The 26,471-nt window shown below is 64.3% G+C and carries 22 protein-coding genes; 15 read left to right on the top strand and 7 right to left on the bottom strand.

The features are described 5' to 3' along the window. Positions 1-301: 301 nt before the first annotated feature. From NKI39_RS23470 to NKI39_RS23450, 5 genes are all read right to left on the bottom strand, one after another. A complete protein-coding gene (locus NKI39_RS23470) occupies positions 302-769 on the bottom strand; it encodes a Ros/MucR family transcriptional regulator (protein ID WP_352613172.1) in 468 nt (155 codons plus the stop codon). Positions 770-933: 164 nt separating this feature from the next. Beyond that, positions 934-1,638 (bottom strand): ROK family protein, encoded by a 705-nt coding sequence (locus NKI39_RS23465; protein WP_352818354.1) that lies wholly within the window; start codon positions 1,636-1,638, stop codon positions 934-936. 19 nt (positions 1,639-1,657) lie between these two features. After that, positions 1,658-3,034 (bottom strand): glucose-6-phosphate dehydrogenase, encoded by a 1,377-nt coding sequence (gene zwf / locus NKI39_RS23460; RefSeq protein ID WP_352772220.1) that lies wholly within the window; start codon positions 3,032-3,034, stop codon positions 1,658-1,660. Between the two features lie 22 nt (positions 3,035-3,056). Further along, positions 3,057-4,073 carry a phosphogluconate dehydrogenase (NAD(+)-dependent, decarboxylating) gene (gene gnd / locus NKI39_RS23455; protein WP_352767430.1) on the bottom strand — a complete coding sequence of 339 codons (1,017 nt, stop codon included), beginning with the start codon at positions 4,071-4,073 and terminating at the stop codon, positions 3,057-3,059. Between the two features lie 100 nt (positions 4,074-4,173). Further along, positions 4,174-6,585: a glucan 1,4-alpha-glucosidase gene (locus NKI39_RS23450; protein WP_352834698.1), complete on the bottom strand. Its 2,412-nt coding sequence runs from the start codon at positions 6,583-6,585 to the stop codon at positions 4,174-4,176. Between the two features lie 219 nt (positions 6,586-6,804). Between NKI39_RS23450 and NKI39_RS23445 the strand changes: the two genes are divergently transcribed. From NKI39_RS23445 to NKI39_RS23425, 5 genes are all read left to right on the top strand, one after another. Continuing rightward, on the top strand, positions 6,805-7,818 hold the full coding sequence (locus tag NKI39_RS23445; RefSeq protein WP_352481006.1) for an ABC transporter substrate-binding protein: 1,014 nt from the start codon (positions 6,805-6,807) through the stop codon (positions 7,816-7,818). Positions 7,819-7,892: 74 nt separating this feature from the next. Further along, a complete protein-coding gene (locus NKI39_RS23440) occupies positions 7,893-9,386 on the top strand; it encodes a sugar ABC transporter ATP-binding protein (RefSeq protein WP_352834711.1) in 1,494 nt (497 codons plus the stop codon). Position 9,387: 1 nt separating this feature from the next. Then, positions 9,388-10,362 carry an ABC transporter permease gene (locus tag NKI39_RS23435; RefSeq protein WP_023678190.1) on the top strand — a complete coding sequence of 325 codons (975 nt, stop codon included), beginning with the start codon at positions 9,388-9,390 and terminating at the stop codon, positions 10,360-10,362. Positions 10,363-10,364: 2 nt separating this feature from the next. Then, positions 10,365-11,312: an ABC transporter permease gene (locus NKI39_RS23430; RefSeq protein ID WP_352456288.1), complete on the top strand. Its 948-nt coding sequence runs from the start codon at positions 10,365-10,367 to the stop codon at positions 11,310-11,312. A gap of 121 nt (positions 11,313-11,433) precedes the next feature. Next, entirely contained in the window at positions 11,434-13,503 is a 2,070-nt protein-coding gene (locus NKI39_RS23425) for a 3-hydroxyacyl-CoA dehydrogenase NAD-binding domain-containing protein (RefSeq protein WP_352834696.1), read from the top strand. Positions 13,504-13,511: 8 nt separating this feature from the next. On the opposite strand, the gene NKI39_RS23420 is transcribed toward NKI39_RS23425, so the two are convergent. Next, on the bottom strand, positions 13,512-14,324 hold the full coding sequence (locus NKI39_RS23420; protein ID WP_292657193.1) for a helix-turn-helix domain-containing protein: 813 nt from the start codon (positions 14,322-14,324) through the stop codon (positions 13,512-13,514). A 114-nt stretch (positions 14,325-14,438) separates the two neighbouring features. Here NKI39_RS23420 and NKI39_RS23415 point away from each other — a divergent pair, with 114 nt between their 5' ends. The 10 genes from NKI39_RS23415 (at position 14,439) to NKI39_RS23370 (ending at position 25,532) form a co-directional block, all read left to right on the top strand. After that, a complete protein-coding gene (locus tag NKI39_RS23415; protein ID WP_352834694.1) occupies positions 14,439-15,569 on the top strand; it encodes an ABC transporter ATP-binding protein in 1,131 nt (376 codons plus the stop codon). Beyond that, positions 15,550-16,713 carry an ABC transporter substrate-binding protein gene (locus NKI39_RS23410; protein WP_352470751.1) on the top strand — a complete coding sequence of 388 codons (1,164 nt, stop codon included), beginning with the start codon at positions 15,550-15,552 and terminating at the stop codon, positions 16,711-16,713. The genes NKI39_RS23415 and NKI39_RS23410 overlap by 20 nt, the downstream gene beginning before the upstream one ends. 76 nt (positions 16,714-16,789) lie before the next feature. After that, complete coding sequence (locus NKI39_RS23405; protein WP_352834691.1) at positions 16,790-17,653, top strand: ABC transporter permease; 864 nt, start codon at positions 16,790-16,792, stop codon at positions 17,651-17,653. Beyond that, positions 17,653-18,465: an ABC transporter permease gene (locus NKI39_RS23400; RefSeq protein ID WP_352834690.1), complete on the top strand. Its 813-nt coding sequence runs from the start codon at positions 17,653-17,655 to the stop codon at positions 18,463-18,465. Before NKI39_RS23405 ends, NKI39_RS23400 begins: the two co-directional genes overlap by 1 nt. 12 nt (positions 18,466-18,477) lie before the next feature. Continuing rightward, positions 18,478-19,239, top strand: coding sequence for an SDR family NAD(P)-dependent oxidoreductase (locus NKI39_RS23395; RefSeq protein ID WP_352834687.1), 762 nt, complete (start codon positions 18,478-18,480; stop codon positions 19,237-19,239). 142 nt (positions 19,240-19,381) lie between these two features. Beyond that, positions 19,382-20,587, top strand: a complete 1,206-nt coding sequence (gene pcaF / locus NKI39_RS23390) for a 3-oxoadipyl-CoA thiolase (protein ID WP_352772203.1) — start codon at positions 19,382-19,384, stop codon at positions 20,585-20,587. Positions 20,588-20,739: 152 nt separating this feature from the next. Beyond that, the gene (locus NKI39_RS23385; protein ID WP_352683733.1) at positions 20,740-21,771 is read left to right on the top strand and encodes a BMP family protein; all 1,032 of its coding nucleotides are present in this window, start codon (positions 20,740-20,742) and stop codon (positions 21,769-21,771) included. A gap of 274 nt (positions 21,772-22,045) precedes the next feature. Then, entirely contained in the window at positions 22,046-23,536 is a 1,491-nt protein-coding gene (locus tag NKI39_RS23380) for an ABC transporter ATP-binding protein (RefSeq protein WP_502898597.1), read from the top strand. Then, positions 23,536-24,591 (top strand): ABC transporter permease, encoded by a 1,056-nt coding sequence (locus NKI39_RS23375; protein WP_352834684.1) that lies wholly within the window; start codon positions 23,536-23,538, stop codon positions 24,589-24,591. Before NKI39_RS23380 ends, NKI39_RS23375 begins: the two co-directional genes overlap by 1 nt. Continuing rightward, on the top strand, positions 24,588-25,532 hold the full coding sequence (locus NKI39_RS23370) for an ABC transporter permease (protein ID WP_352574549.1): 945 nt from the start codon (positions 24,588-24,590) through the stop codon (positions 25,530-25,532). Before NKI39_RS23375 ends, NKI39_RS23370 begins: the two co-directional genes overlap by 4 nt. A gap of 14 nt (positions 25,533-25,546) precedes the next feature. Here the strand turns inward: NKI39_RS23370 and NKI39_RS23365 are convergent, their stop codons facing one another. Then, on the bottom strand, positions 25,547-26,314 hold the full coding sequence (locus tag NKI39_RS23365; protein WP_352834681.1) for an SDR family NAD(P)-dependent oxidoreductase: 768 nt from the start codon (positions 26,312-26,314) through the stop codon (positions 25,547-25,549). Between the last annotated feature and the right edge of the window lie 157 nt (positions 26,315-26,471).

Raw genomic sequence — 26,471 nt, 5'->3', positions numbered from 1 at the left:
GAAGTCTCCCTCCCCCTTGTGGGGAGGGGTTAGGGGTGGGGGTACGTCGTAGAGCGAAAGCCTCGGCGTTCCATCTGCGATAGCCCTGCCCTCAAGGGGGGAGATTGGACGTCGCGACGTCCTTCGCCAGTCTCCGGCTTCGAAGGCAATTTGTACGTTCAAAGATTTGTACGTTTAAAGCGTAGCGCCATCGGCGAGGCAGCTGATCTCCCCCCTTGAGGGGGAGATGTCCGGCAGGACAGAGGGGGGCGCTGTCCCGCCAATCTTCGAGGCTTGCGTTTGCAGGGCTTCGAACGATGCTTTAGGCCGTCGCCTTGGCCTTCCTGCCCCTACCCTTGACGGGCGTGGGCGCGGGCGGGGCTTTGCGGCCGAGACCGATCGCCTTGGCCAGCTGCGAACGCGAGGCCGCGTAGTTGGGGGCGACCATCGGGTAGTCCGACGGCAGGCCCCATTTGGCGCGATAGGCGTCGGGCGTCAGCCCGAAATGAACGCCGATATGGCGCTTCAAGGATTTGAACTTCTTGCCGTCCTCGAGACAGATGATGTAGTCCGGCGTCACCGATTTCTTGGGATTGACGGCAGGCGTCAGCGGCGCGGCGACCGGCACTGCCGGTTGCCCGAGCCCGCCTATGGAAGCGCTGACGCTGGCGATGAGATCGCCGAGGCCGGAAGCCGGCAAGCGGTTCTTCTCGACATAGGCGGACACGATATGGGCGGTCAGCTCGAGCAGGTCGATATTTTTGCGAGCGTTGTTGTTGTCGTCGGTCAATCTATCTCTCCGTCCATGGGGGTCGCAGAAATTCCTAGTCGGCAAATCTGCGCAATGCAATGACGCCGCACCACGTCACACATTATTTTGAATAATAATACTAACGGCAGCGCGGGATTAACAACCCTGAGCCGGTGCTCGATAATATCAGACAATCAGCAATATCAAATAATCAGGGATTTGTCGCGCCATAGTCGAAATCCGCCCTCGAAGGCGCGTGTGTTGTCGCCGCGTCTGCAATCGGCGGGCAAGTCGGTGAGTTCGTCGACATTGCCGCCGCCGATGACCACGTAGTCCGGCTGCATGGCGGCGCGAAGCCGGTCGACCACGTCGAAGACGTGTTTGCGCCATTTCTTCTTGCCGCGCTTTTGCAGGCCGCGTTCGCCGACATAGTCTTCGAAACTGCCGCGCTTCTTGTAGGGAAGATGGGCAAGCTCCATCGGCTGGGCAACGTTATCGACGATCATCGCGGCCCCAAGGCCGGTGCCGAGGCCAAGGAACAGCATGCGGCCGCCCTCATAACTGCCGATGGCCTGCATGAGCGCATCGTTAACGACCTTGACCGGTTTGCCGAACTCGGCGGCGAAATCGCAGCCGACCCAGCCCTTGCCGAGATTGGCGGGTTCGGTCAGCGGCCGGTTGTGGTGCACCGGGCCCGGATAGCCCATCGAGACGACATCGTAGTGCAGCCCTTCGGCGAGCGTCTTCACCGCCGCGACCATCTGCTGCGGCGTAAGCTCCGGTCCGGAAGCGGTCTTGCGCTCGTCGCCGCCGGCACTGGTGCGGATCTTGACGTGCGAGCCGCCGATATCGATCGCAAGCACGATCTTTTCTTCCTCCGATGCCGGGTGCCTCACCGCCTTGGCCATCGCCTTCGCCTCCCAGAAATCATTTCGCCGGATTGATCCAGCCGTTCGGCGGCCCGAATCCAGCCATGGCTTCGGCCGGCCCCCATGTCTTTGGCGCGTAGACAGGGGGCGGCGTGGTGTCGCCGAGCACCGGGCCGACGATGCGCCAGGCGAGCTCGCTGGCGTCCTGGCGGGTGAACAGCTGGCCGTTGCCGTTCATGGCGTCGCCGATCAACCGCTCGTAAGGCGGCATGTCGCCCTTCGAATCGTCGAGCGCGGTGAGCTCGACCTGCTCACCGACCATGTCATCGCCGGGCGCCTTGCGCCGGGCTCCGATCGAGATCGCCACCTGAGGATCGATGCGGAAGCGCACGTGATTGCAGTCGCCGGGCTTGATCGGATCGAAGACGTCGAGCGGCGGCCGCTTCAGTTGCACGATGACCTCGGTGGCGTGCACCGGCAGGGATTTGCCGGCGCGAATGAAGAACGGCACATCCTGCCAGCGCCAGGTATCGACGAAAAAGCGCACCGCCGCGAAGGTCTCGACCGGCGAGTTCGGCGCCACGCCCGGCTCGTTGAGATAGCCGTCGAACTGCCCGCGCACCACATCGTCCCTGGTCAGCGTCCGGATCGCCCGCAGGACCTGCACCTTCTCGTCGATGAGATCGTCGGCCGAGCGGCCGACCGGCGGTTCCATGGCGAGCAGCAAGAGGATATTGAGCAGATGGTTTTCGATGACGTCGCGAATGCAGCCGACCTCGTCATAGAAGCGGCCGCGGCCCTCGACGCCGAAATCCTCGGCCATGGTGATCTGCACGCTCTCGACGTAATTGCGGTTCCAGATCGGCTCGAGGAAGGAATTGGCGAAGCGGAAATAGAGCAGGTTCTGGATCGCCTCCTTGCCGAGATAATGGTCGATGCGGAAGATCGACTTTTCATCGAAGACCAGATGCAGCACCCGGTTCAGCCAGCGCGCCGATTGCAGATCGTGGCCGAACGGCTTTTCCACCATCAGGCGCGCGCCCTGGGCGGCGCCCGACTGCTCCAGCCCCTGGACGACCACCTCGAACATCGCCGGCGGCACCGCCAGATAGTGCAGCGGCCGCTCAGCGCTGCCGAGCGCGGTCTTCAGCTTCTCGAAAGTCGCAGGCGCCCGATAGTCGCCACTGACATAGCGCAGCAACGATGCAAGCCTGGCAAAGATCTTGTCGTCGATGCTGCCCAAGGCGTTGACGATGCCGTCGCGGGCGCGCGCCTGCAGCTTGGCCAGGTCCCAGGGATCGAAGGCGACGCCGATCACCGGCTCGTTCAGCGTCCCTTTGGCCACCATGGCGTAAAGGGCGGGGAAGATCTTCTTGTGGGCGAGATCGCCGGTGGCGCCGAAAAGCACCAGCGTGTCCGATCGTTCCTGGCTCATGGGCGTGCCTCCCTGTCGCCCGTCACGAGCCGGCCTTGGGTTTTTCGACATGGCCGCCAAAGGCATAGCGCATGGCGGACAGAAGCTTGTCGGCGAATTCGGATTCGCCTTGCGAGGAGAACCTGTCGAACAGCGCCGAGGACAGCACCGGCGCCGGCACGCCGGTGTCGATCGCCGCCTTCAGCGTCCAGCGGCCTTCGCCGGAATCCGAGACCCGCCCGCCGAACTGCGTCAACGACGAATCGGCCTTCAGTACGCCGGCCGTCAGGTCGAGCAGCCACGAGCCGATGACGCTGCCGTGCCGCCAGACCTCGGCCACTTCAGCGATGTCGATGTCGAACTGGTAATATTGCGGGTTTTCCAGCGGGCTGGTTTCGGCATCGGCGGTGCGCTGCCGTTTGCCGACATTCGCCGACTTCAGGATGTTCATGCCTTCGGCATAGGCGGCCATAACGCCATATTCGATACCGTTATGGACCATCTTGACGAAATGGCCGGCGCCGCTTGGTCCGCAGTGAAGATAGCCGAAGGGCGAGGTTCCGGCATCCTTGGCAGGAGCGGGCGAAGCGGCGTCGGCGCCCGGCGCCAGCGTTGCGAAGACCGGATCGAGATGCTGGACCGCGCTGTCGGGGCCGCCGATCATCAGGCAGTAGCCGCGCTCGAGGCCCCAGACGCCGCCGCTGGTGCCGACATCGACATAGCTCAAGCCTTTCAAGGCGAGGCGCGCGGCGTGGTCGACGGCCTCGTGATAATAGGAATTGCCGCCGTCTATGATGATGTCGCCCGGCTCCATCAGGGCAGCCACCTGGTCGACGATCTTGCCGGTGATCGCCGCAGGCAGCATCAGCCAGGCGCTGCGCGGCTTCGCCAGCTTGCCGACGAACTCCTCCATCGAGGCGGCTCCGACCGCGCCGGCGCTCACAAGCGCGGCGACGCTCGCCGGGTTAATATCGTAGACGACGCATTCGTGGCCATCGCGCAGCAGGCGCCGAACCATGTTGGCGCCCATCCGGCCCAGTCCCATCATTCCTATCTGCATGGTCTCGTCCTGCCTTACTTGAGGGATCGATGATCTAGTGGCGCCGTGATTGAAGCATGATCTTGTCCGAAAACCGGTCTCCACTTTGCGGGGTCATGCTCTATCCTGTATCGCCGATGCCGACAGAAAAGTCAGCATTCTCCCAATGGCCGCTATCGGGCCAGAAGAAAGTGAAGACAATGCTATTGCCCGGGCTATTGCCTGGAGCAATCTCGGCAACCTGCAATTCCGCAAGATGGATGCCGAAAGCATTCGCGGTGGTCTCGGTGTCATGGACGGTTGCCCAATTGTCGCTGCTCCAATGAACCACCGCCCGGGCCAGAAGTTCGATGCGCAGCGCCTTGCCTGCCGGGATGGTACGGATCTTGTGGTTGAAGCGCCATGCCCTGAAGCGCGACACCGTCCTGCCCTCGATATAGCGCTTGACGCCTTGCGGCGGCATGTCGAACACCGTGCCGTCGCGCAGCGACCGCAGCAGCTTGATGTGCTCGGAATGCGCCCAGACCAGCGGCTTGGCGCTGCCGGAGGGCCCGCCATGCCGCAATTCGCGCTCCGGCATGTCGGGACCGTCCCAGACCTGCTCCGGTAGCAGGCCGCCCGGTCCGGCAGAGTTCTCGAACGTCCTGAGCAGGCTTGCCGCACTATCCCTGCGGCCTGCCGCCAGCTCGTAATGAGCGCGCTCGCCGACCAGCAGCGGCCAGGGCCGGCCCCGGCCGGTTCCATCGAAGGGCGCGCCGTCGGCATGCTCGCCATAGCCGTCGCCATTGTAGCGGTACCAGAGCGGGCCCTGCGGCAGCTCGCAGCGCAATTGCGCGTCGATGACCTTGACCGTGTCGAGGATGCGCGGATCGTCGGCCGCCCTGAGGCCGAAGCGGACCAGCGCCAGCGCATCCGGGCTGACGATCGCCTTGGCCGGCCGGTCCGTATCGGCCGGCGGGCGGTTCTTGATCGGGACGTAGCCGTCTTTCGGCGATGCCGCGCCGGCTTTGTCGGGCGGGGCGATCCGGACATAGTAGCCTTCGACGCTGGCTTGCTCGCATGCGGCGGTGCCGGCCACGTAGGTCCAGCGCTCGATCTGATCGTTCCAGACGTCGGCGGTTTCGCGCAGATAGTTTGCCGGCTCTGTTTTGCCGGCGGCATCGAAGATGTCCGCAGCCGCAAGCAATGCGGCGATCTCGACCGCAAGTGTGAACGGGCTGTAGCCGGCGTCTTCTTCCCAGCGGTCCTCGCCGGTGACCGGGCCGTTGCGCACGACATAGGCGGCAGCGCGCTCGATCATCGGCATGAAGGAGGAGAGTGCGGCAGGCGGCAAATGGCCGGCGCGGCGCAGTGCGTCGGCAAGCAGCAGCGGGAAGGCGCATTCGTCCATCTGGATGCCCGGCCAATAGGCCGATCCGTCGAGCCAGGCGTTCTGCGGCCAATGGCCGTCCGGCTGCTGGATCGAGCGCAGATAGCCAAGGATGCGCAAGGCTTCCGCCGGGTCGCCGGCAGCGAGGAAGCCGCCGGCGGTTTCGACCAGATCGCGCGGCCAGACCAGGTGATAGCCGCCGAGATCGTCGTCGCCCTTGTTGAAGCCCCACGGGATCGACAGGCTGGCAACGGCTGCTCCGGCGGACGACCGGTGTGTCGCCAGCACCGCCGTGCTGAGGCGGTAGCTGTTGAGGCCGGACGCCGCATGCCGGTCCAGCGGCAGCAATCCGGCCTGCCATTTGCGCCATTTGTCGACGTAGGATCCGGCTGCGGGCTCAAAACCTTGCCTCAGGCTGGCGAAAGCGGTTTCCGCCGCCTGTTGCGGCGTCGTGCCGAAGCCCAGCGCCAGCAATATTTTTGGGTTCGCAGCCGAAAAGGCGATCTCGCCGGTCAGCGCGACATTGCCGTCCTCGGCCCTGCGGCAGGCCGGATCGAGCCGGCCGCCTTGACCAAGCTGCTGCCAGCCGTCGGAGACGCCGACATAGCCGGCCGAGCACGCCTTCCACGGCACCGACGAGGCGAGCGCCAGGCAGGTGCCGCGTCCCGATGCAAACAGGACAGGCTGTCCTTCATGGTCGTCGATCCAGGCGGTGTTGCCCATGCCGGCGTTGACGAGGTGCGGTGCCAGCAGCGCGTAGACGCGGTAGTCGGCGGCCGCGCCTTTGAGCGGCGTGAACATAATCTCCTGCAGCAAGACGGGACGTTCCGGATCCGTCAGGATGCGCTTTTCGATCCTGTAGGTTCCATCGCTTGCGGTGTTGACCAGCTGGTAGGCAGGCACCCCGTCCGCCAGGGGTTCGATACTGTGTTCGGCATCGCGTTTTTCTTCCGAGAAATAGCCGTCGGGTCCGGTGACGATCAGCCCCAGATCGCGGGTGCATGCGCTATCGAGGCGCGGGTAGTAGATCTCGTTGAGGATACCGTGGCTGATGGTGAACCAGATCGGGCAGGCCGGCGAGAGCGCGGTGCCGACGCCGCTCTTGGCGCTCGAGGTCCAGCGTGCCGGAATGCCGGGTGCACCCGGGGCAAGGTTCGTCGCCATTCAAATCGGTCTCCAGTGCCATCCCTAGACCAGGAGTCGAACCGGTTTCAATGATTGCACCGCAAGTTGATCGCCGGCCATGGTTTGATGTTGACAGCTTGCCGCCTATCTGCATTTGTCTGATAATAGATAAAAAACAAGATTGTGAGCGTATCAGCCAATACCCACCAGCCAGCCATTAACCACCAGTAAGACAGCAACTCACGGGAGGAGTATGACATGAGGAAAATATTCGCTTTAGGAGCTCTTGCGGCGATGCTCGCCGCAGGTACCGCTCTTGCCGACACCAGCGGCAAGAAAATCGCTTTCTCCAACAATTACGCCGGCAATTCCTGGCGGCAGGCGATGCTGGACAGCTACGCCATCGTTACCAAGAAGGCGGTTGCCGACAAGGTGGTCGGCGCCGCGGACGTCTTCACGACGGCCGACAAGGAAGTGCCGACGCAGGCAGCCCAGGTGCAGAACCTGATCCTGCAGGGCTATGACGCGATCGTCATCAACGCGGCGTCTCCGGATGCGCTCAACGGCGCCATCAAGCAGGCCTGCGACGCCGGCATCGTCGTCGTTTCCTTCGACGGTATCGTCACCGAACCCTGCGCCTACCGCGTCGTCGTCGACTTCAAGGACATGGGCAAGCAGGAAGTCGAGCAGATGGCCAAGTTCCAGCCCAAGGGCGGCAACCTGCTGGAAATCCGCGGCCTCGCCGGCACTTCGATCGACGATGCCATCCATGCCGGCATCCTCGAAGGCGTCGCTGCCCATCCCGAGTTCAAGATCGTCGGCTCGGTGACCGGCGACTGGGACCAGACCACGGCACAGAAAGCCGTAGCGACGATCCTGCCTTCGCTGCCGGATGTTGTCGGGGTCGTCGACCAGGGCGGTGACGGCTACGGCGCGGCGCAGGCTTTCGCCGCCGCCGGCAAGCCACGCCCGACCATCATCATGGGCAATCGCCAGGACGAGTTGCAGTGGTGGAAGGAGCAGAAGGAAAAGGACGGTTACAAGACCTGGTCGGCATCGATCGCACCGGGCGTATCGACGCTTGCCTTCTGGGTGGCGCAGCAGGTGCTCGACGGCCGCACCGACGTGCCGCACGACCTGCTGGTGCCCTATCTTGCCTTCACCCAGGACGATTTCGAGGCCGCGCTGCCGAAGATTCCGAAGGGCGGCGTCGCCAGCCACGAATACACGCAGGAAGACGCCATCGCGGCGATCAAGGCCAACATCAAGTGAGCATGGCGCTATTGTTGCCGCCACGGATAACCGGGTATCGTTGAGGGATGCCCGAGGCCAATGCAGACATCATCATGCCGGATGGCGCCGAAAAGCTTTTCGGCGCCGTCAGTTTGGACATCATAAGACTGGACGGAGCCGAAAAACATTTCGGCGCCGTCAGGGCGCTCGCCGGTGTCGATTTCAGCGTTCGTGCCGGAGAATGCGTCGGTCTCGTCGGCCATAACGGCGCCGGAAAATCGACGCTCATGCATATGGTGGCGGGCACGCTTGCCCCCGACAGCGGGCAGATCGCGGTCCGCGGCGGTGTCGAGGCAAGTTATTCGGTGCCGCGCGCGCAGCAGCTCGGCATACGCTGTGTGTTCCAGGAGCTGTCGCTCTGCCCGAACCTCAGCGTCGCCGAGAACACGCGGATCAACCACGCGTCGCTGCATGGCTTCGGCTGGCGGCGCAAGGCGGCCGATCTGATCGCCGCCAAGCTCGACGAGATCTTCCCCGGCCACAGCATCTCGGCATCCGACATCGTCGGTGATCTTTCCATCACCAGCCGGCAGATGGTGGAGGTGGCGCGCGCCTTCACGGTCACGCAGGAGCCGCTCGAGCTGGTTATCCTCGACGAGCCGACATCCTCGCTCGACGCGCATACCGCCGGCCAGCTGCTGGCGTTCGTGCGCCGCTTCATCGCTGCCGGCAAGAGCTGCATCCTGATCTCGCATGTGTTGGGCGAAGTGCTCGGAAATGCCGACCGCATCGTGGTGATGCGCGACGGCAAGGTGGTCGCCGCCGGGCAGGCCGACGCCTTCGACCGCGACAGGCTGGTGACGGCGATGGGCGGAGCGGAGGCGCGCGAGAAGACCGCCGCAGAGATTGCGAGCGGCAAGCCGGAGCCCGGTCCGCTGCGGGTCCGGGCGCGCCCGGCGCGACAGCAGGACGGCAACGAGCTCGTCGCCCGTGCCGGTGAGATCATCGGCCTTGCCGGACTTGCCGGGCATGGGCAGACCGATCTTTTGCTGGCTATCTTTGCTGCGGCTTCCCGTGCCAAGACCGGCATCGAGGTCACCGCGCCGGTGGCGCTGGTTGCCGGCGACCGCCAGTCGGACGGGATTTTTCCGCAATGGTCGATTGCCGAGAACATTGGCATCCGTTCGCTGGCGCGATTGCGCAACGGCCTCTTGATCTCGCCGCAGCGCGAAGCCGAGCTCGCCGAGTTGTGGCAGCGGAAAATCGGCATCCGTACGCCCGACATGAACAACAACATCTTCTCGCTGTCCGGCGGCAACCAGCAGAAGGCGCTGTTCGCGCGGGCGCTCGGCTCCGACGCCAAGATCGTGCTGATGGACGATCCGATGCGCGGCGTCGACATTGGCACCAAGCTCGAAGTCTACGACCTGGTGCGCGAGGAGGCTCGCCATGGCCGCACTTTCCTATGGTACACCACCGAAACCGAAGAGCTCGACAATTGCGACCACATCTATGTGTTCAAGAACGGCCGGATCGTCGCCAACCTTCATCGCGACGAACTGACGGAGGAAAAGATCATCCAGTCGTCGTTCGGCGATGCGGCCTGAGATGACAGCGGTATCCGTCGAGAATGGGCTAAAATCTTCGGCTCGCGCCACGAGGCGGGCGCGCATGCTGCGCAGCCTGCTGCCGGCACTGTCGCTGGCGCTGGTGCTCATCGCCATCGCCTGGCTCAACCCGCGCGCCATCAGCTATTTCGGTTTCAGCCTGATGCTCAATCTGGCGATCCCGATCGCTCTGGCGACGATCGCGCAGATGTTCGTCATCGCCGGCAACGAGCTCGATCTGTCGATCGGCACCTTTGTCGGCTTCGTCGGCTGCGTGACGGCGACATGGCTGAAGGACGCGCCGCTGCTCGGCGTCGTGATCCTGCTCGGGTCGATCGGCGTCTACGCGCTGCTCGGCGCGCTGATCCATCTGCGCAACCTGCCCTCTATCGTGGTGACGCTCGGCATGAGTTTTGTCTGGCAGGGCATGGCCATCCTGATCCTGCCCAAGCCCGGCGGCAAGGCGCCGGACTGGCTGCTGGCGCTGATGGCCTTCAAGCCACCCTTCATTCCGTTCCCGATCATCGCGGCATTGCTGATCGCAGCCGTCGTCCATTTTGGCCTGATGCGCACCTCCTACGGCGTCATCCTGCGTGGATCGGGCGGCAATTCAGCCGCACTCAAGCGCGCCGGCTGGTCGCTGCTGCGCACCAAGATCGCGCTGTTTGCGCTGACCGGCCTGTTCGGCGTTTTGTCCGGCATGGCGCTGATCGGCATCACCACCTCGGCCGATGCCAATATCGGCAATGGCTACACGCTGCTTTCGATCGCCGGCGTCATCCTCGGCGGCGGCGAGTTCGTCGGCGGCCGGGTGTCGCCGATCGGCGCCGTCATCGGCGCGCTGACGCTGGCGCTGGCGGCATCGCCGCTCTTGACGTTCATGCACATTCCGCCCGACTGGCAGGTGGCCGCCAACGGCGCCATCCTGATCATCGTGCTGGCGGCGCGGGTGCTGATCAGCCGCAGGGAGAGGTGAGCATGGCATCGCTGCGGACACTGCTCGCCAGACCCTGGATCTGGTCGTTTTTCGGGGCGCTGCTGGTGTGGCTGGCGACCATCGCCTTCACCGGCGGCTATGGCGGCGGCGGCATGATCACGGCGGCGCTGTCGCTCGCCGTCTTCACGGTCATCGTCGGCGTCGGGCAGATGTTCGTCATCACGCTCGGGCCGGGCAATGTCGACCTGTCGCTGCCGGCCAATATCGGCCTTGCCAGCGCCGTCGCCATGAAGGTCATGGACGGCAATGATGCGATGATCGCGGTCGGCCTGCTGGCAGCGCTTGCCTGCGGCATGGCGATCGGCGCCGTCAACTATCTGCTGATCTGGGCGCTGCGCATTCCGCCGATCATCGCGACGCTGTCGGCCAGCTTCGTCATCCAGTCGGTCGATATCAGCTATGGGCGGGGCCTGCAGATCAAGCCGCCGCCGGGCTTTGCCGATTTCACCAACTGGCAGATCTTCGGCATTCCGGTGCTGGCGATCCTCACCGTGCTGTTCACCATCGGCGCCGGCATCGTTTTGCAGCGCATGATCTACGGACGCTCGGTGCTGGCGATCGGCCAGAACATCCGCGCTGCCTGGCTGGCCGGCGTCAATGTCGGCCGCACCCGCTTCCTCACCTACACGCTGTCGGGCGCGCTCGGCGGCCTCGACGGCGCACTGCTCGCCGGCTATTTCCGCGGCGCCAATGTCGATATCGGCAATGAGTATCTGCTGGCCTCGATCGCCGTCGTCGTCATCGGCGGCACGTCGGTGGCGGGCGGCAAGGCTAATGTGCCGGGGGTCTGGGGCGCGGCGCTGTTCCTGGTGCTGCTGTTGACCATGCTCAACACGTTCGGCGTCAGCGTCGGCGTCCGCCTGGTGCTGACCGGGCTGATCATCGTCGGCGTCATCACCGCCGCCGGTGGGCAGAAGGCGCTGCGCTAAGGCAAGGCCACCCGGCGGCGAGGGGATATCGATGCGGCCCGCAAAACACGTGGTTCCCATCCGCATGCCAGCGCTGTAAATCCCGTCGCGCTATTGGCCAACATCATTGCGTGAGGTTTGCGTGTCCGATTTCGTCAGCACTACAAGGCACGGCAACGTCGCGGTGGTGAGCATCGACAATCCGCCGGTCAACGCGCTGAGCTTCCATGTGCGCGAGCCGCTGATGCAGGCGCTCTTTTCCCTGCGCGACGAGCCGTCGGTCGGAGCAATCGTGATAGCATGCGCCGGGCGGACCTTCGTCGCCGGCGCCGACATCACCGAATTCGGCAAGCCGGCGCGGCAACCGGACCTGGGCGCCCTAGTCGCCATGCTGGAAACCATCGCCAAGCCGACGGTCGCGGCCATTCACGGCACTGCGCTCGGCGGCGGCCTGGAACTGGCACTCGGCTGCCATTTCCGTGTTGCCGACCGAACGGCAAGGCTCGGCCTGCCGGAAGTCAAGCTCGGCCTGCTGCCGGGCGGCGGCGGCACGGTTCGCCTGCCGCGCCTGGTTGGTCCGCTGAAGGCACTCAGCATGATCGTTTCGGGAACGCCGATCGGTGCGGCCGAGGCGCTCGCCGCCGGCCTGGTGGATGCCGTCTTCGATGGCGACCTGACCGCGCAAGCGGTGAGTTTCGCCAACGAAACGGCCGCGAAAGGCGGTCCGTTCACGCCGGTGCGCGACCGCAATGATCGCCTCGACCAGGCCGACTTGCCGGCGTTCGACAAGGAAGCGGCAGTGCTTGCCGGCAAAGCACGCGGCCTCGAGGCGCCGATCGCCTGTGCGCAGTCGGTCCGCAACGCCCTGACGCTGCCCTTCGACGAAGCGCTGGCGGCGGAGCGCGACCTGTTCGTCAAGCTTGTCGCCGGGGACCAATCACGCGCGCAGCGGCATCTGTTCTTCGCTGAACGTGAGGCGGCAAAGATTGCCGGCAAGGACGTCGCCAGGCGCAAGATCGCCCGGGTCGGCGTCATCGGCGCCGGCACAATGGGCGGCGGCATCGCCATGGCGTTCGCCAACGGCGGCGTCCCCGTGACCTTGCTGGAAGCGACACACGAGGCCTTGCAGCGCGGGCTGGCGACGATCAACAAGAATTATGCCGTTTCCGTCATCCGCGGCTCGCTGAGCGAAGACGCCAAGCGCCAACGGCTTGGGTTGTTCAAGGCTTCCACCGACTATGCCGATCTTGCCGATTGCGACCTGATCGTCGAGGCCGTGTTCGAGGAGATGGCGGTCAAGAAGGAGGTCTTCGGCAGGCTCGATGCCGTGGCCAAACCGGACGCGATCCTCGCCACCAACACCTCCTATCTCGACGTCAACGAAATCGCCGCTTCGACGTCGCGGCCGCAAGATCTCCTCGGCATGCATTTCTTTTCGCCGGCTAACGTCATGAAGCTTTTGGAAATCGTCCGCGCCGACAAGACTTCGACCGACGTGCTGGCGACCATCGTCGATCTGGCACGGCGGATCGGCAAGGTGCCGGTCGTTGTCGGCGTCTGCCACGGCTTCGTCGGCAACCGCATGCTGGCGGCGCGCGGTGCGGAACTGGAGACGCTTCTGCTCGAAGGCGCAATGCCGCGCCAGGTCGACCAGGTGTTCACCGATTTCGGCTGGCCGATGGGGCCGTTCGAGATGAGCGATCTCGCCGGCCTCGACATAGGCTGGCGCAACCGCAAGGCGCGTGGCCAGACGGCCGTGATCGCCGATGCGTTGTGCGAACAGGGACATTTCGGCCAGAAGACCGGCAGCGGCTTCTATCGCTATGAAGGCGGTTCGCGCACGCCGCTGCCCGATCCCGATGTCGAGGCGCTGATCCGCAACAAGGCTGCCGAGCGCGGTGTTGCACCGCGCGCGATCGGCGCCGAGGAGATCATCGAGCGGACGCTCTATCCGATGATCAACGAGGGCGCCAAAATCCTCAAGGAAAAGATTGCCGCCCGCGCCTCCGATATCGACGTCGTCTGGGTCAACGGCTACGGCTTCCCGGTCGGCAAGGGCGGGCCGATGTTCTGGGCGAGCCTCGAAGGCGTGGACAAGATCATCCAGCGGCTGGATCACTGGCACCAGCAGACCGGCAAGGATGTCTTTCGAGTGGCACCCCGGCTCAGGCAAATGGCCGAAACCGGTTCCTGGGACGGCGCTGCCGGCTGAACTTGGGACTACCGAATCCGTGCGTCCATGATCTCGACAAAACGCGCGAACAGACCCGCCTGCGACTTTATCTTGAGCTTGCGGTAAATGTTGCGGCGATGAACTTTTACGGTTCCCGGCACGATGCGCATCGCCCTGGCAATCGATTCCGTGGAATGGCCCTGAAGCACCAGATCGACGACATGCTGTTCGCGCGGCGTGAGCGAAAGGCTCTTCCAGATGTGAGCACGTTCGAACTCACTGACCGGAGCAATCGCCTCGTCTTGCTTCGTCCCAACCGGTCCGTCAGCCGGAAGGGTAGGCCAGCGCAGCCTGACGAGGCTGATCACCGCAGGCGCCATGTCGCGCAGCAACCTGGCATCGGCGGTTCCGAACGGCCCCGAAGCGCGCAATCGCATTAGCGAGACCACCAGCGCGTCCTTTCCCGGCAGCGGCACGAAAAAGCCGACCTCCTCCGCAAGCCTGGTCTGGCTGTAATAGGAGCGGTAATATTCGCTGGCATAGAAGCGATCCGGCGCCAATTCGCGCATGCGCCAAAAGCCTTCCTTGCGCTCGACTGCCGCATGGTGGAACGGATCGAGCAGATAAGGCCCTTCCTGATAGAGCGCAACGAAGACGTGGCTTTCGGCCGGCGAGAATGTCTCGAACAGCAGCGGCGGGCGTGAGGCGCCGCGATAGCCGAAGATCACGCAATGATCGAAGCTGACATGCTGGCGGAGCCAGGCGACCATCGCCTTGCCGAAAAGCTCGCCGCTCGTCTCCCGCGTCGCTGCGATGAGCGCAGCGAGCCGGCTGTATTCATCGCTGCGTGAAACGCCCAATTCATACCCCTCCATACGAGAAAATAGACGAAATATACCACCTGGGAGGTATATACTAGCCGCCATTGGCTCTGATAGCGTTTCGAGACCAACTAGCCGCTGGAGCCCGCAGCTTTGACCGCAGTGCCCGACATCGAGTTTCGCGGGGTCACCAAACGCTACGGCAGCGTGATCGCGGTCAGCGGCATCGATCTTGCCATCCCGCCGTCTGCCTTTGTCGCGTTGCTCGGGCCGTCCGGCTGCGGCAAGACAACCTGTTTGCGCATGATCGGCGGTTTCGAACAGCCAAGCGAAGGTGTGGTATTCATCCGTGGCCGCGACATGGCCGGCACGCCGCCCTATCGGCGGCCGGTCAACATGGTGTTCCAGCAATATGCGTTGTTTCCGCATCTGGATGTGGCGGACAACGTCGCCTATGGCCTACGCCAGGCGCGGCCGCGCCTGTCGTCGCGGGAGATCAGCCTGAAGGCAGGCGAGGCGCTCGCCATGGTTCGGCTTGCGGGCTATGGACGCCGCAAGATCCATGAGCTTTCCGGCGGCCAGCAGCAGCGTGTCGCCCTGGCGCGGGCGCTGGTCAACAAGCCGGCGGTGCTGCTGCTCGACGAGCCCCTGGCGGCGCTCGACAAGAAGCTGCGCACCGACATGCAGATAGAGCTGCAGAACCTGCAGCGCGAGATCGGCATCACCTTCGTCCTGGTCACCCACGATCAGGAAGAGGCACTGTCGATGAGCGATTTCGTCTGCGTCATGAATGGCGGGCGCATCGTCCAGCTTGGGCAGCCGAGCGAAATCTACGATGAACCCGCCGACCTCTTCGTCGCCGATTTCGTCGGCAAGACCAATCTCTTGAGCGGCAAGGTCGTCGGGCTCTCGGGCAAGCTCGTCGAGATAGCGCTTGCCGACGGCACCGTCATCGCCGCGCGCAAGCGCACTTCGCTAGCCCAGGGCGAAGCCGTCTCGGTCAGCCTGCGTCCTGAATCCTTAAGTCTCGGCGCGCCCGGAAGCGGCCGGCTGAACGGGCTTGTCCGCAACCGGATCTTTCTCGGTTCCACCGCGGAATATGCAATCGAGGTCCAAGGCATCGGGACACTGCTCGCCAAGGCCGATCATCTGGTTGGCGGTGGAAATCTCTTCAAGCCGGGTGAAGCCGTCGCCGTCGGCTTTACAGCCGGAACGCCGCTGGCGTTTCCGGAGAATAACGGGACCAACCAGAGGGAAAACAAAAATGTCGAAATCGTATCGTGACGGACTGCCGATAAGCCCTGAAAAATTCGTCGACCAGTTGATGCGCCTCAAGCGCGGTTCCATCGGCCGCCGCGAGTTCCTTGGCCTCACCGGCCTAGGCATCGCAACGGCAGTAATGGCCCGCGAACTCGGCATCATGCCGTCGCCAGCCTTCGCCCAGGAGGGGCTTGGCGACCGCATGTCGATTGCCACCTGGCCCAATTATCACGACCCGGCGACGTTCGAGAATTTCAAGGCCGAAACCGGCGTTGCCGTCGAGGTGAACGTGTTCGGGTCAAACGAGGAGATGCTGGCCAAGCTGCAGGCCGGCGCCTCGGGCTGGAGCCTTTTCGTTCCGACCAACTACACGATCTCGACTTACAAGAAGCTTGGCATCATCGAGGCGCTGGATATGGCCAAGCTTGCCAATTATGACGGCTCGCAAGAAGACCCGCGCTTCACTGGGGAAGGCACGATCGATGGCGTGACCTACGCGGTGCCGAAGAATTGGGGCACCACCGGCTTTGCCGTCAACACCAAGAAACTGACCAAGCCGATGACAAGCTGGAAGGAATTCTGGGACACGGCCATGGCGGAGGGCGACGGCCGGACCATGGTTCATGATTACCAGCTGACCACGATCGGCAACGCGCTGAAATATTTCGGCTTCTCGTTCAACTCGCTGAAGCCGGACGAACTCGCCAAGGCGGAGGAATTGCTGCTGAAGGTCAAGCCGCATCTGTTCGCGGTCTCCAGCGACTACCAGCCGTCGATGCGTGCCGGCGACGCCTGGATGACGATGTGCTGGACCAATGACGGGGCGCAGCTCCACCGCGACATCCCCGAAATCGCCTACGTGCTTGGCAAGGAAGGCGGCGAGATCTGGACCGACTTCTACGCAATACCCAAGGATGCGCCGAACAAGCCTGCCGGCTATGCCTTGCTCAACTATTTGATGAACCCGAAAGTCGCGGTCAAGGAGCACCTGGCCAACGGCGCGCCTTCCACCGATGCGCGGGTCAATGCGCTGCTGCCCAAGGAGGTGCTGGACAATCCGATCCTCTATCCGGCGGCGGATCTGCTGAAGCCGCTCGAATTCGGTGCGGCTGCAACGCTAACCGATCCGGGCCGGGCCGAATTGATGGCACGCTTCAAGTCGGCTTGAACCTGGCAGGCCACAGGCTCGTTGCAGGCAACTCCCCGGCGGACAGATGTCCGCCGGCACCGGGGCGGTTTTTTCAATGCGCAGCAATGTCCTTCGTCACAATCTCCTGACCGCCCTGCTGCTCGGTCCAGCAACTGCGTGGCTGGTGGTGTTTTTAGTTTTGCCGTTCGTGGCGATTGCCGTTTTCAGCGTCGGCGAGCGGGCGCCGGAAGGCGGCTATCAGGCCGCTTTCACCTTGGCGCAGTTTGCCAATCTTCCGGCGCGGGCGACCGCCTTCTGGAACACCATGGTGCTGGCGCCGGCGGGCGCACTGGCCTGTCTTCTCGTTGCCTATCCGGTCGCCTATTACCTCGCTTTGCGCGCACCGGAACGGTGGCAGCTGATCCTGCTGGCACTTGTCGTCATCCCGTTCTGGACCAGCCTGCTGATGCGAACCTATGCCTGGATGTATGTGCTTGGCGGGCGCGGCATCCCAGCTCTCCTGGCCTATGTCGGGATGGAGGACGTGCGGCTGATCAACACGCCGGGAGCGGTTCTGCTCGGCATCGTCTATGGTTATCTGCCGCTGATGATCCTGCCGATCTATGTCAGCCTCGAGCGGCTCGACCGCCGGCTGCTGGAGGCCTCCGCCGATCTCGGCGCGACGCCGATCTCGACATTCCTCGGCGTGACGCTGCGGCTGTCGCTGCCAGGTGTGATGACCGGCTTCTCGCTGGTCATGATCCTGCTGCTCGGCGAATATCTGATCCCGACGCTACTCGGCGGCGGCAAGGTCTTCTTCATCGGCAACGCGCTGGTCGATCTGTTCCTGCAATCGCGCAATTGGCCATTCGGATCGGCAATCGCCATCACACTTGTGGCGGTTTCAGTGGTCGTGCTGCTTGCCGCGAACCGCATTTCGACCCGGCTTTCGGGTGCCCGCCGGGTGGACCTGATCTGATGCGTGCCTTCGTCGTTGCGGTCTTTGCCTTTCTCTACCTGCCGATCGCGCTGGTGGTGCTGTTTTCGTTCAACGCCGGCCACCACGCCAGCGAGTTCACTGGCTTCTCGGTGCAATGGTACGGCAAGGCACTGGCAAACCCGTTCCTGGTCGAAGCGCTGAAGAACAGCCTGTTCATCGCCACGACCAGCGCCTTGCTGGCGGCGCTGTGCGGCACGGCCGCCGCGCTTGGCCTGGCGCGTGTCGGCGCGCGGACGCGAGCCGTGTTCGATGCGCTTTTGGGTGCTGCGATCGTCGTTCCTGGTGTCGTCATCGGCATCTCGACGCTGGTCGCGCTGGTCCAGCTATTCGGGGTGGTCAACCCGTTTGTCGCTTCGCTGTGGCCGAACGACCAGCCACCGCGCCTGGCGCTCGGCTATGGCTCGATCATCGCCGCGCACGGGCTGTTTTCGATGGCGCTGGTGGCGATGATTGTCAGCACGCGCCTCGGCAGCCTCGACCGCAATCTGGTCGAGGCCTCGAGCGATCTTTACGCCACCCCGCTGACGACGTTCCGCAGCATCGTGTTGCCGCAGATCATGCCGGCGGTGATCGCCGGCTTCCTGCTCGCCTTCACATTCTCCTTCGACGATTTCATCGTCGCTTTCTTCGTCGCCGGCGCACAGACGACGTTGCCGATCTATGTCTTCGCCTCGATCCGGCGCGGGGTCACGCCGGAGATCAATGCCATCGCGACGATCGTGCTCGTCGCCTCCGTTGTGCTCGTGGTGGTTGCCCAATGGCAACTGCGGCAACGAAAACCATCACACTGAAAGATAAAAAACATGATTCTGAGAGATCGCATCGCCGTGGTGACGGGTGCCGGGTCGGGGATCGGGCGTGCCGGGGCCATGATGATGGCCAGGGAAGGTGCGCTCGTGGTGATCGCCGACAGGGACCAGGCGGCGGGGGAAGCAACCGCTTCCGACGTTCGTGCGGCCGGCGGTCGGGCCGAGGCCGTCGCCACCGACGTCGGCGAGGATGCGGCGGTCGAGCAGCTCATTGCGAGAACGCTGGGCCGGCATCGGCGGATCGACATCCTGCACAATCATGCCGGGATCCAGGTCGGCGGCACGCTGACCGAAGTCGGCGCCGACGGCATGGATGCCTCCTGGCGGATCAATGTGCGGGCGCAGTTCCTGGCGGCCAGGCTGGTCATGCCGTCGATGATCGCGCAAGGCGGCGGGGTGATCCTGAATACCGCCTCAAATTCGGGTGTGTTCTACGACCGCGAAATGATCGCCTACGCAACGTCAAAACATGCAGTGGTGGCGATGACCCGGCAGATGTCGCTCGACTATGCCAAACACAATGTCCGCATCAACGCGCTGTGCCCCGGCTGGGTCGATACGCCCTTCAACGAGCCGTTCATCGCGCAGATGGGCGGGCGGGCGGCGATCGAGAACTATGTCCGCACCAAAATTCCCATGCAGCGCTGGGCCAGCGCGGAGGAAATCGCCGAAGCGATCCTGTTCCTCGTCTCCGACCGCTCGTCCTTCATGACCGGCCAGGCGCTGGTGATCGACGGTGGAGAAAGCATCGGCTGATCCGCCGCTCCCGGCGGGCGGCAGCTGAAATTCTCTTTGGCCTAACGGCCGGCGGCGAGATGTGCTTTCGTCTCAAGGAGAATGCGGCCAACATGGCTGGGTCGGGAGCAGAAATCATCAGCGCAACCGGGAAGGCTGTATAATGGCCGAGGCCTATATCTGCGACTACATCCGCACGCCGATCGGACGCTTCGGCGGTTCGTTGTCGGCGGTCCGTGCCGACGATCTCGGCGCTATACCTCTGAAGGCGCTGGTCGAGCGCAATCCAAACATCGACTGGGCTGCCATCGACGACATCGTCTATGGCTGCGCCAACCAGGCCGGCGAGGACAACCGCAATGTGGCGCGCATGGCGCTGCTGCTGGCCGGCCTGCCGAAGGAGGTTTCGGGCTCGACCGTCAACCGTCTCTGCGGTTCGGGCATGGATGCGGTGATGATTGCTGCCCGCGCCATCAAGGCCGGCGAGGCGGAGCTGATGATATCAGGCGGCGTCGAATCGATGAGCCGCGCTCCGTTCGTGCTGCCGAAGGCAGAGACCGCCTTTTCGCGCAATGCCGAGATTTACGACACCACGATCGGCTGGCGCTTCATCAATCCGCTGATGAAGAAGCAATACGGCGTCGATTCGATGCCGGAGACCGGCGAGAACGTGGCGGAAGAGTTCGCTGTCTCCCGCGCCGACCAGGACGCATTTGCCGTGCGCAGCCAGGACAAGGCTGTAGCCGCACAAGCCAATGGCCGGCTGGCAAAGGAAATCACGCCGGTGACGATCGCGCAGCGCAAGGGCGATCCGGTCGTTGTCGACAGAGATGAGCATCCCCGCGGCGGCACGTCGATCGAAGCGTTGGCCAAGTTGCCGACGCCGTTCCGGCAAGGCGGCACGGTTACGGCCGGCAATGCCTCGGGCGTCAATGACGGCGCCGCGGCGCTGATCGTCGCCTCGGAAGCAGCCGCGAAAAGATACGGGTTGACGCCGATCGCCCGTATCCTCGGCGGTGCCACCGCCGGCGTCGCGCCGCGCATCATGGGCATCGGTCCGGTGCCGGCCACGCAGAAGCTGTGTGCCCGGCTCGGCCTGAAGCCACAACAGTTCGATGTCGTCGAGCTCAACGAGGCCTTTGCCTCGCAAGGCATCGCCGTGCTGCGCCAGCTCGGCATTGCCGAGGATGCGGAGCACGTCAACCCGAATGGCGGTGCCATCGCGCTCGGCCATCCGCTCGGCATGTCCGGCGCGCGCATATCAGGCACGGCGGCGCTGGAGCTGCGCGAACGTAGCGCCCGCTATGCACTTGCCACCATGTGCATCGGGGTCGGCCAGGGGATCGCGGTGGCGCTGGAGAGATTGTGAGCAAGCGTCGATTTGCCGGACCATTTAATGGCGCGTTCCGCCCACTCAAATTTGACCATGTGGACAAAAGCCGGGCACCGTTCCATAGTTCCTTCGCTGATATTCCAGAGAAGAGAGCCGGCTCGACACGGCGCCAATCAGAGGGGCATGCAATGGACAACGGGAAGAGCAGAATCCAATCGAAACGCGAAGAGCTTTCGCGCCGCAACGTGCTGGAGCTGGGCGCGCTCGGCCTGGCGGCGGCGATGCTGCCGGGCAGCGCCTTTGCCAAGACCAAGAAGCTGAAAGTGGCGGCTATCTTCGCCACGCCGATCGAGGAGCCGTGGGACAACCAGATCCACGTTGCCCTGCAGAAGGCCGAGAAGGAACTCGGCATCGAATACAAATGGTCGGAGAAGGTGCAGACGGCCGATTTCAGCCGCGTCATGCGCGAATATGCGCAGGGCGGCTATGAGCTGGTGCTGGGCGATGCCTTCGCCGCCGAGCGCGAATCGCGCAGGACCGCCAAGCAGTTCCCGAAGACCGCCTTCCTGTTCGGCTCCGGCGCCGGGCCGGCCGAGCCGAATTTCGGCGTCTTCGACAACTGGATCCACGAGCCGGCCTATCTGTCCGGCATGATCGCCGGAAAAATGTCGAAATCGGGCACGATCGGCGCCGTCGCGGCGATGGGCATTCCGGAAGTGAACCGGCTGGTCAACGCCTTCTTTGCCGGCGCCAGGGAGGTCAATCCCGACATCAAGAAGAAGGTCGCCTTCATCGGCTCGTTCTTCGATCCGCCAAAGGCAAAGGAAGCGGCGGTCGCCCAGATCGACGCCGGCGTCGACGTCATCTATGCCGAGCGCTTCGGCGTCATCGAAGCGGCGGCGGAGAAGAAGATCCTCGCTATCTCCAACATGTCGGACCAGTCGAGCCTCGGCCCCGACACCGTGATCACCGGGCCGGTCTGGGACATGTATCCGACCGTCGAGCAGGCGATCAAGCTGGTCAAGGCCGGCGTCTTCACCGCGCAGGATTACGGCGATTTCTCGCGCATGGCCAAGGGCGGCTCCTATCTCGCGCCCTACCACAAGTTCGACAAGACGCTGCCGGCCGAGGTCAAGGAACTGGTCGAGAAGAAGAAGGCCGAGATCCTCGACGGCAATTTCCGCGTCGACGTCGATGAGAATACGCCGGTCTCGGACTGAGCGCTGTCTTTTGGGGGTCCGGTGCTTGTCGCACCCCCCTCTGGCCTGCCGGCCATCTCCCCCTCAAGGGGGGAGATTAGCAGCTTCGCCGACAGCACCTCTTCTTCAGCGCTGACGATTTGCGAAAGCCGAAGTGACATCCGATCTCCCCCCTTGAGGGGGAGATGGCCGGCAGGCCAGAGGGGGGTGCAGCGCATTCCCGTCGATCAAACCTGAACCGTAAAGCCAATTCCGATCGGGAGCACCCTTGTCAACGCCTGCCCCTCTCATCGAAATGCGCGGCATCTCCAAGAGCTTTGGCGCCGTCCAGGCGAACGAGGCCGTCGATCTCAGCGTCGCGCCGGGTGAAATCCTCGGGCTGCTCGGCGAAAACGGTGCCGGCAAGACGACGCTGATGAACGTGCTGTTCGGCGCCTATGCGCCCGATGCCGGCGAGATCCTGGTGCAGGGCCGGTCGGTGGCGATCAACAGTTCGGCCGATGCGCTGGCCGTCGGCATCGGCATGGTGCACCAGCATTTTCATCTCGCACCACGGCTTTCGGTGCTGGAGAACCTCTTGATCGGCATTCCCGGCAGATCGGGCCGGATCGACCGCGCCGGCGGGCTGGCGCGGCTCGCCGAGATCGGCCGCCAGCACGGGCTGACGCTCGACCCGGACCTCCCCGTCTCGGCGCTGTCGGTCGGCGAGCAACAGCGGCTCGAAATCGTCAAGGCGCTGTTTCGCGGCGCAAGGCTGCTGATCCTCGACGAGCCGACGGCGGTGTTGGCACCAACCGAGGTCGACGGGCTGTTTTCGGCGCTGCGCTCGATGGCGGCACAAGGGCTCGGCATCATTTTCATCTCGCATAAGCTCAACGAGGTGCGAGCGCTGACGCATCGCTGCGTCGTGCTCCGGCATGGGCGCGTTGCCGGCCGCGTCGATGCGCCGGCCAGCACCACGTCGTCGGAGATGGCGCGGCTGATGTGCGGCCACGAGATCGTGCCTCCGGCCAGAGGACCGTCGATGCCGGGTGCGGCCGTGCTGACCCTCGACGGTATCTCGACATCGCATCATTCCGGCATGGCGCTGCGCGATGTTTCGCTGTCGGTTCGTGGCGGCGAGATCCTCGGCATCGCCGGCGTCTCCGGCAATGGCCAGCGCGCGCTTGCCGAGGTCATCTCCGGCGTGCGTGCGCCCGATGCCGGGAAGATGACCATAGCCGGCAAAACGGTTTCGCGGTTCTCGCCGAGCACAGTGCAGGCGCTCGGCCTTGGCCGCATCCCGGAAGACCGTATGACGACAGGGCTGGTCACCAATCTGCCGCTCGCCGATTCGATGGTGCTGCCGCGCATCGGCACGGCGGCGTTCAGCCGCAACGGCCTGCTCAAGCCGGATGGGATCCGCGCCTTCGCCGAGGCACAGATCAAAGCCTACGATATACGTTGCCCCGGGCCGATGACGCGCGCCGGGGCGCTTTCCGGCGGCAATCTGCAGAAGGCGCTTTTGGCGCGCGAACTCGCCTTCGATCCGAAGGTGCTGATCGTTTCGCAGCCGACTCGCGGCCTCGACATCGGCGCCGCGCGCTTCATCCACGAAAAATTCCTCGACATGCGCGCCAAGCGCTGCGGCATCATTGTCATCGGCGAGGATCTGGAAGAGTTGCTGATGCTCTCGGATCGTATCGCGGTGATGTATGAAGGCCGCATCGTCGGCACGCTGAACAGCGCCGACGCCAGCATCGCCAGACTCGGGTTGATGATGACCGGAGCGGAGGGCCATGCCTGATGTTCCGTCTCGAGGCCCGCACCTCAACGCCCGCCTGGTTCAATCTGGCGCTGCCGCTGCTCGCTATCGGCGCGACGCTGATCCTGTGCAGCGGCCTCATCGCACTGGCCGGCGCCGGCGTCGTCGAGGCTTATGGCGTTATGTTTTCGGCGTCTTTGGGCGACAGCTACGCCATCACCGAAACGCTGGTGCGTGCCGCGCCGATGATCTTCACCGGACTGGCCGTGGCGGTCGCCTTCCGCGCCAAATTCTGGAACATCGGCGCCGAAGGGCAATTGCTGGCTGGTGCGGCGGCGAGCTGTGCCGTCGGTGCAATCCCGATGCCGGGGCCGCTCGCCATGCTGCTGATGGCGCTGGCGGGCGCTGCCGCCGGCGCGGCCGTCGCCCTGATCCCCGCCACGCTGAGGGTAAAATTCAGGGTCGATGACGTGGTCAGCTCACTGCTGCTCAACTCGGTCATTTTCTATGCACTGATGGCGCTGATCGAGGGGCCATGGAAGGACAGTTTCAGCGGCTACCCGATCTCGCCGCCGATCGAGGATACGGCCAATTTTCCGGTGCTGCTCGAAGGCACACGGCTGCATCTCGGCGTCGTCGCGGCGCTGGTCGCGGCACCGGTCATCTGGTTCGTGGTCGCGCGCACCACGCTCGGCTTCCGCATCAGGGTCACCGGCGAAAACCCCGAGGCGGCGCGCTATGGCGGCATCAATGTCGAGCGGGTGCTGATTTCGACGGCGCTGCTGTCTGGCGCATTGGCCGGCCTTGCCGGCGTCGGCGAGGTCGGCGGCGTGCATTTCCAGGTGATGAGCGACATCTCGCCGGGCTATGGCTATTCCGGCATCGTCGTCGCCATGCTGGCGAGGCTCAATCCGCTCGGCGTCGTGCCGGCGGCGATCTTCCTTGCCGCCGTCATGACCGGCGCCGAGGCGATGTCGCGGGCGACCGGCGTTCCGGCCTTCCTCAGCGATGTCATCCAGGGAACGGCGCTGCTCGCCATGCTGGTGGCGCTGCTGTTCACCGCCTATCGCATCCGTCGCGTGGGAATAGCCAAATGAGCGTGGTGCTGGAACAGATCTTCCAGGTCGGCTTCCTGGCCGCCATCATCCGCATCGCCACGCCGCTGGCCTTCGCGACGCTGGGCGAGATGTTCTCCGAGCGCGCGGGGGTGCTCAATCTCGGCATCGAAGGCATCATGCTTTTGTCGGCGATGACCGGCTTCACCGCGGCGAGCCTCAGCGGCAGCCTCTGGCTTGGCGTGCTAGCGGCGGTGCTGACCGGGGCGCTGATGGGCGCCGTGCACGCGCTGTTCACGGTTGCGCTCGGCCTCAGCCAGCATGTCTGCGGCATCGGCGTGACGCTGTTCTCGTCGGGCCTTGCCTATTTCCTCTACCGGCTGATCTTCGGCCAGCAATCGGTGCCACCGAACATCAAGGGGTTCGAGACGCTGCCGATCCCGATCCTGTCCGGCATTCCGGTGCTCGGGCCGGCGGTGTTCAACCAGTTTTCGCTGGTCTACATGGCGATGCTGGCCATTCCCCTGGCCGCCTTCGTGCTCTACCGCACGCCTTGGGGCCTGTCGGTCCGCATGGTCGGCGAAAACCCGCGCGCCGCCGATTCGGCCGGCGTCAGCGTCATTGCAACACGCTTCCAGGCGGTGATCCTCGGCGGTGCCTTGATGGGACTGGCCGGTGCCTTCCTGTCGATGGCGCAATTCAACGCCTTCACCTTCGGCGTGGTTTCGGGGCGTGGCTGGGTGGCAATCGCGCTCGTCGTTTTCGGCCGCTGGGATCCGTGGCGATCGGCAGGCGCGGCACTGCTGTTTGCCTTCGTCGATGCCCTGCAGTTGCGCATGCAGGCGAGCGGGCTTGGCCATATCCCCTACGAGGCCTTCCTGATGCTGCCGTTCATCTTCACCATCGTCGCTATGGCGGTGATGTCGCGCAATGCGGTGGCCCCGTCGGCGCTGCTCAAGCCGTTCCGGCGCGAAGAGCGGTAGCGGCGCTTCGCCTTTCACATCGCGGTGAAGCCGTTATCGACGAACAGATGGGCGCCGTTGACGAAGCTGGCCTCGTCGCTGGCCAGGAACAGGGCTGCCTTCGCGACCTCTTCCGGCTCGCCGATCCGCCCTTGTTGCGCCGCCATTGCCGCGTCGGAGACATCGACGCCGAGTTTGTCGAGATCGGCGACCTCGCGCAGGCCATGCGGTGTCCTGATGAAGCCTGGACAGACCGCATTGCAGCGGATGTTGCGGTCGCGGAACTCGACGGCGATGGCGCGCGCGAACATGTGGCAGGCGCCCTTGGTGGTGTCGTAAAGCACCTCCATCGGCGTCGCCGCCACCGCCGAGATCGACGAGGTGCAGACGATGGAACCACCGCCGGCGGCGATCATGCCGGGCAGCACGGCGCGCGCCATCAGGAACATCGAACGCACATTGACGGCATGCAGCCAGTCCCATTCCTGCAGCGTGGTCTCCAGGAAGGGTTTGATGACGAGGGTGCCGGCGTGGTTGAACAGAACCGTGACCGGGCCGAATTTTTCCGTCGCGCCCTTCACCGCCGCTTCGACCTGTGCCTCATCCGATACGTCGGCGACCCAGTGTTCGGCGACATGGCCGCGTTGCCTGATTGCCGCTGCGGTGGCCGCCGCCGCTTCGCCGTTGCGGTCGACGATCGCCACCTTGGCGCCCTCGGCCGCGAAAAGCTCCGAGGCCGCACCGCCCATTCCTGTCGCGCCACCCGAAATGATGGCGACCTTGCCGGCCAGTCTTGTCCCCATGGTTTGCTCCCTGCTGCCTTGCCGTGACGTCGCGGCTTTCCGCTGAAGCGATGCTATCCCTCATCCATTGGATGGCCAAGGAGCCACAGACACATGGACCTGACGTTTCCTGCCGTCACCCCGGCATGCCGCAAAAGGCAGCGCTAAGCAGTAAAAG

Origin of the sequence: Mesorhizobium sp. M0664, assembly GCF_040320565.1 — a bacterium.
GTDB lineage: Bacteria > Pseudomonadota > Alphaproteobacteria > Rhizobiales > Rhizobiaceae > Mesorhizobium.
Note: the sequence above shows the minus strand (reverse complement) of the source record. Positions and strands in the feature narration are given on the sequence as shown.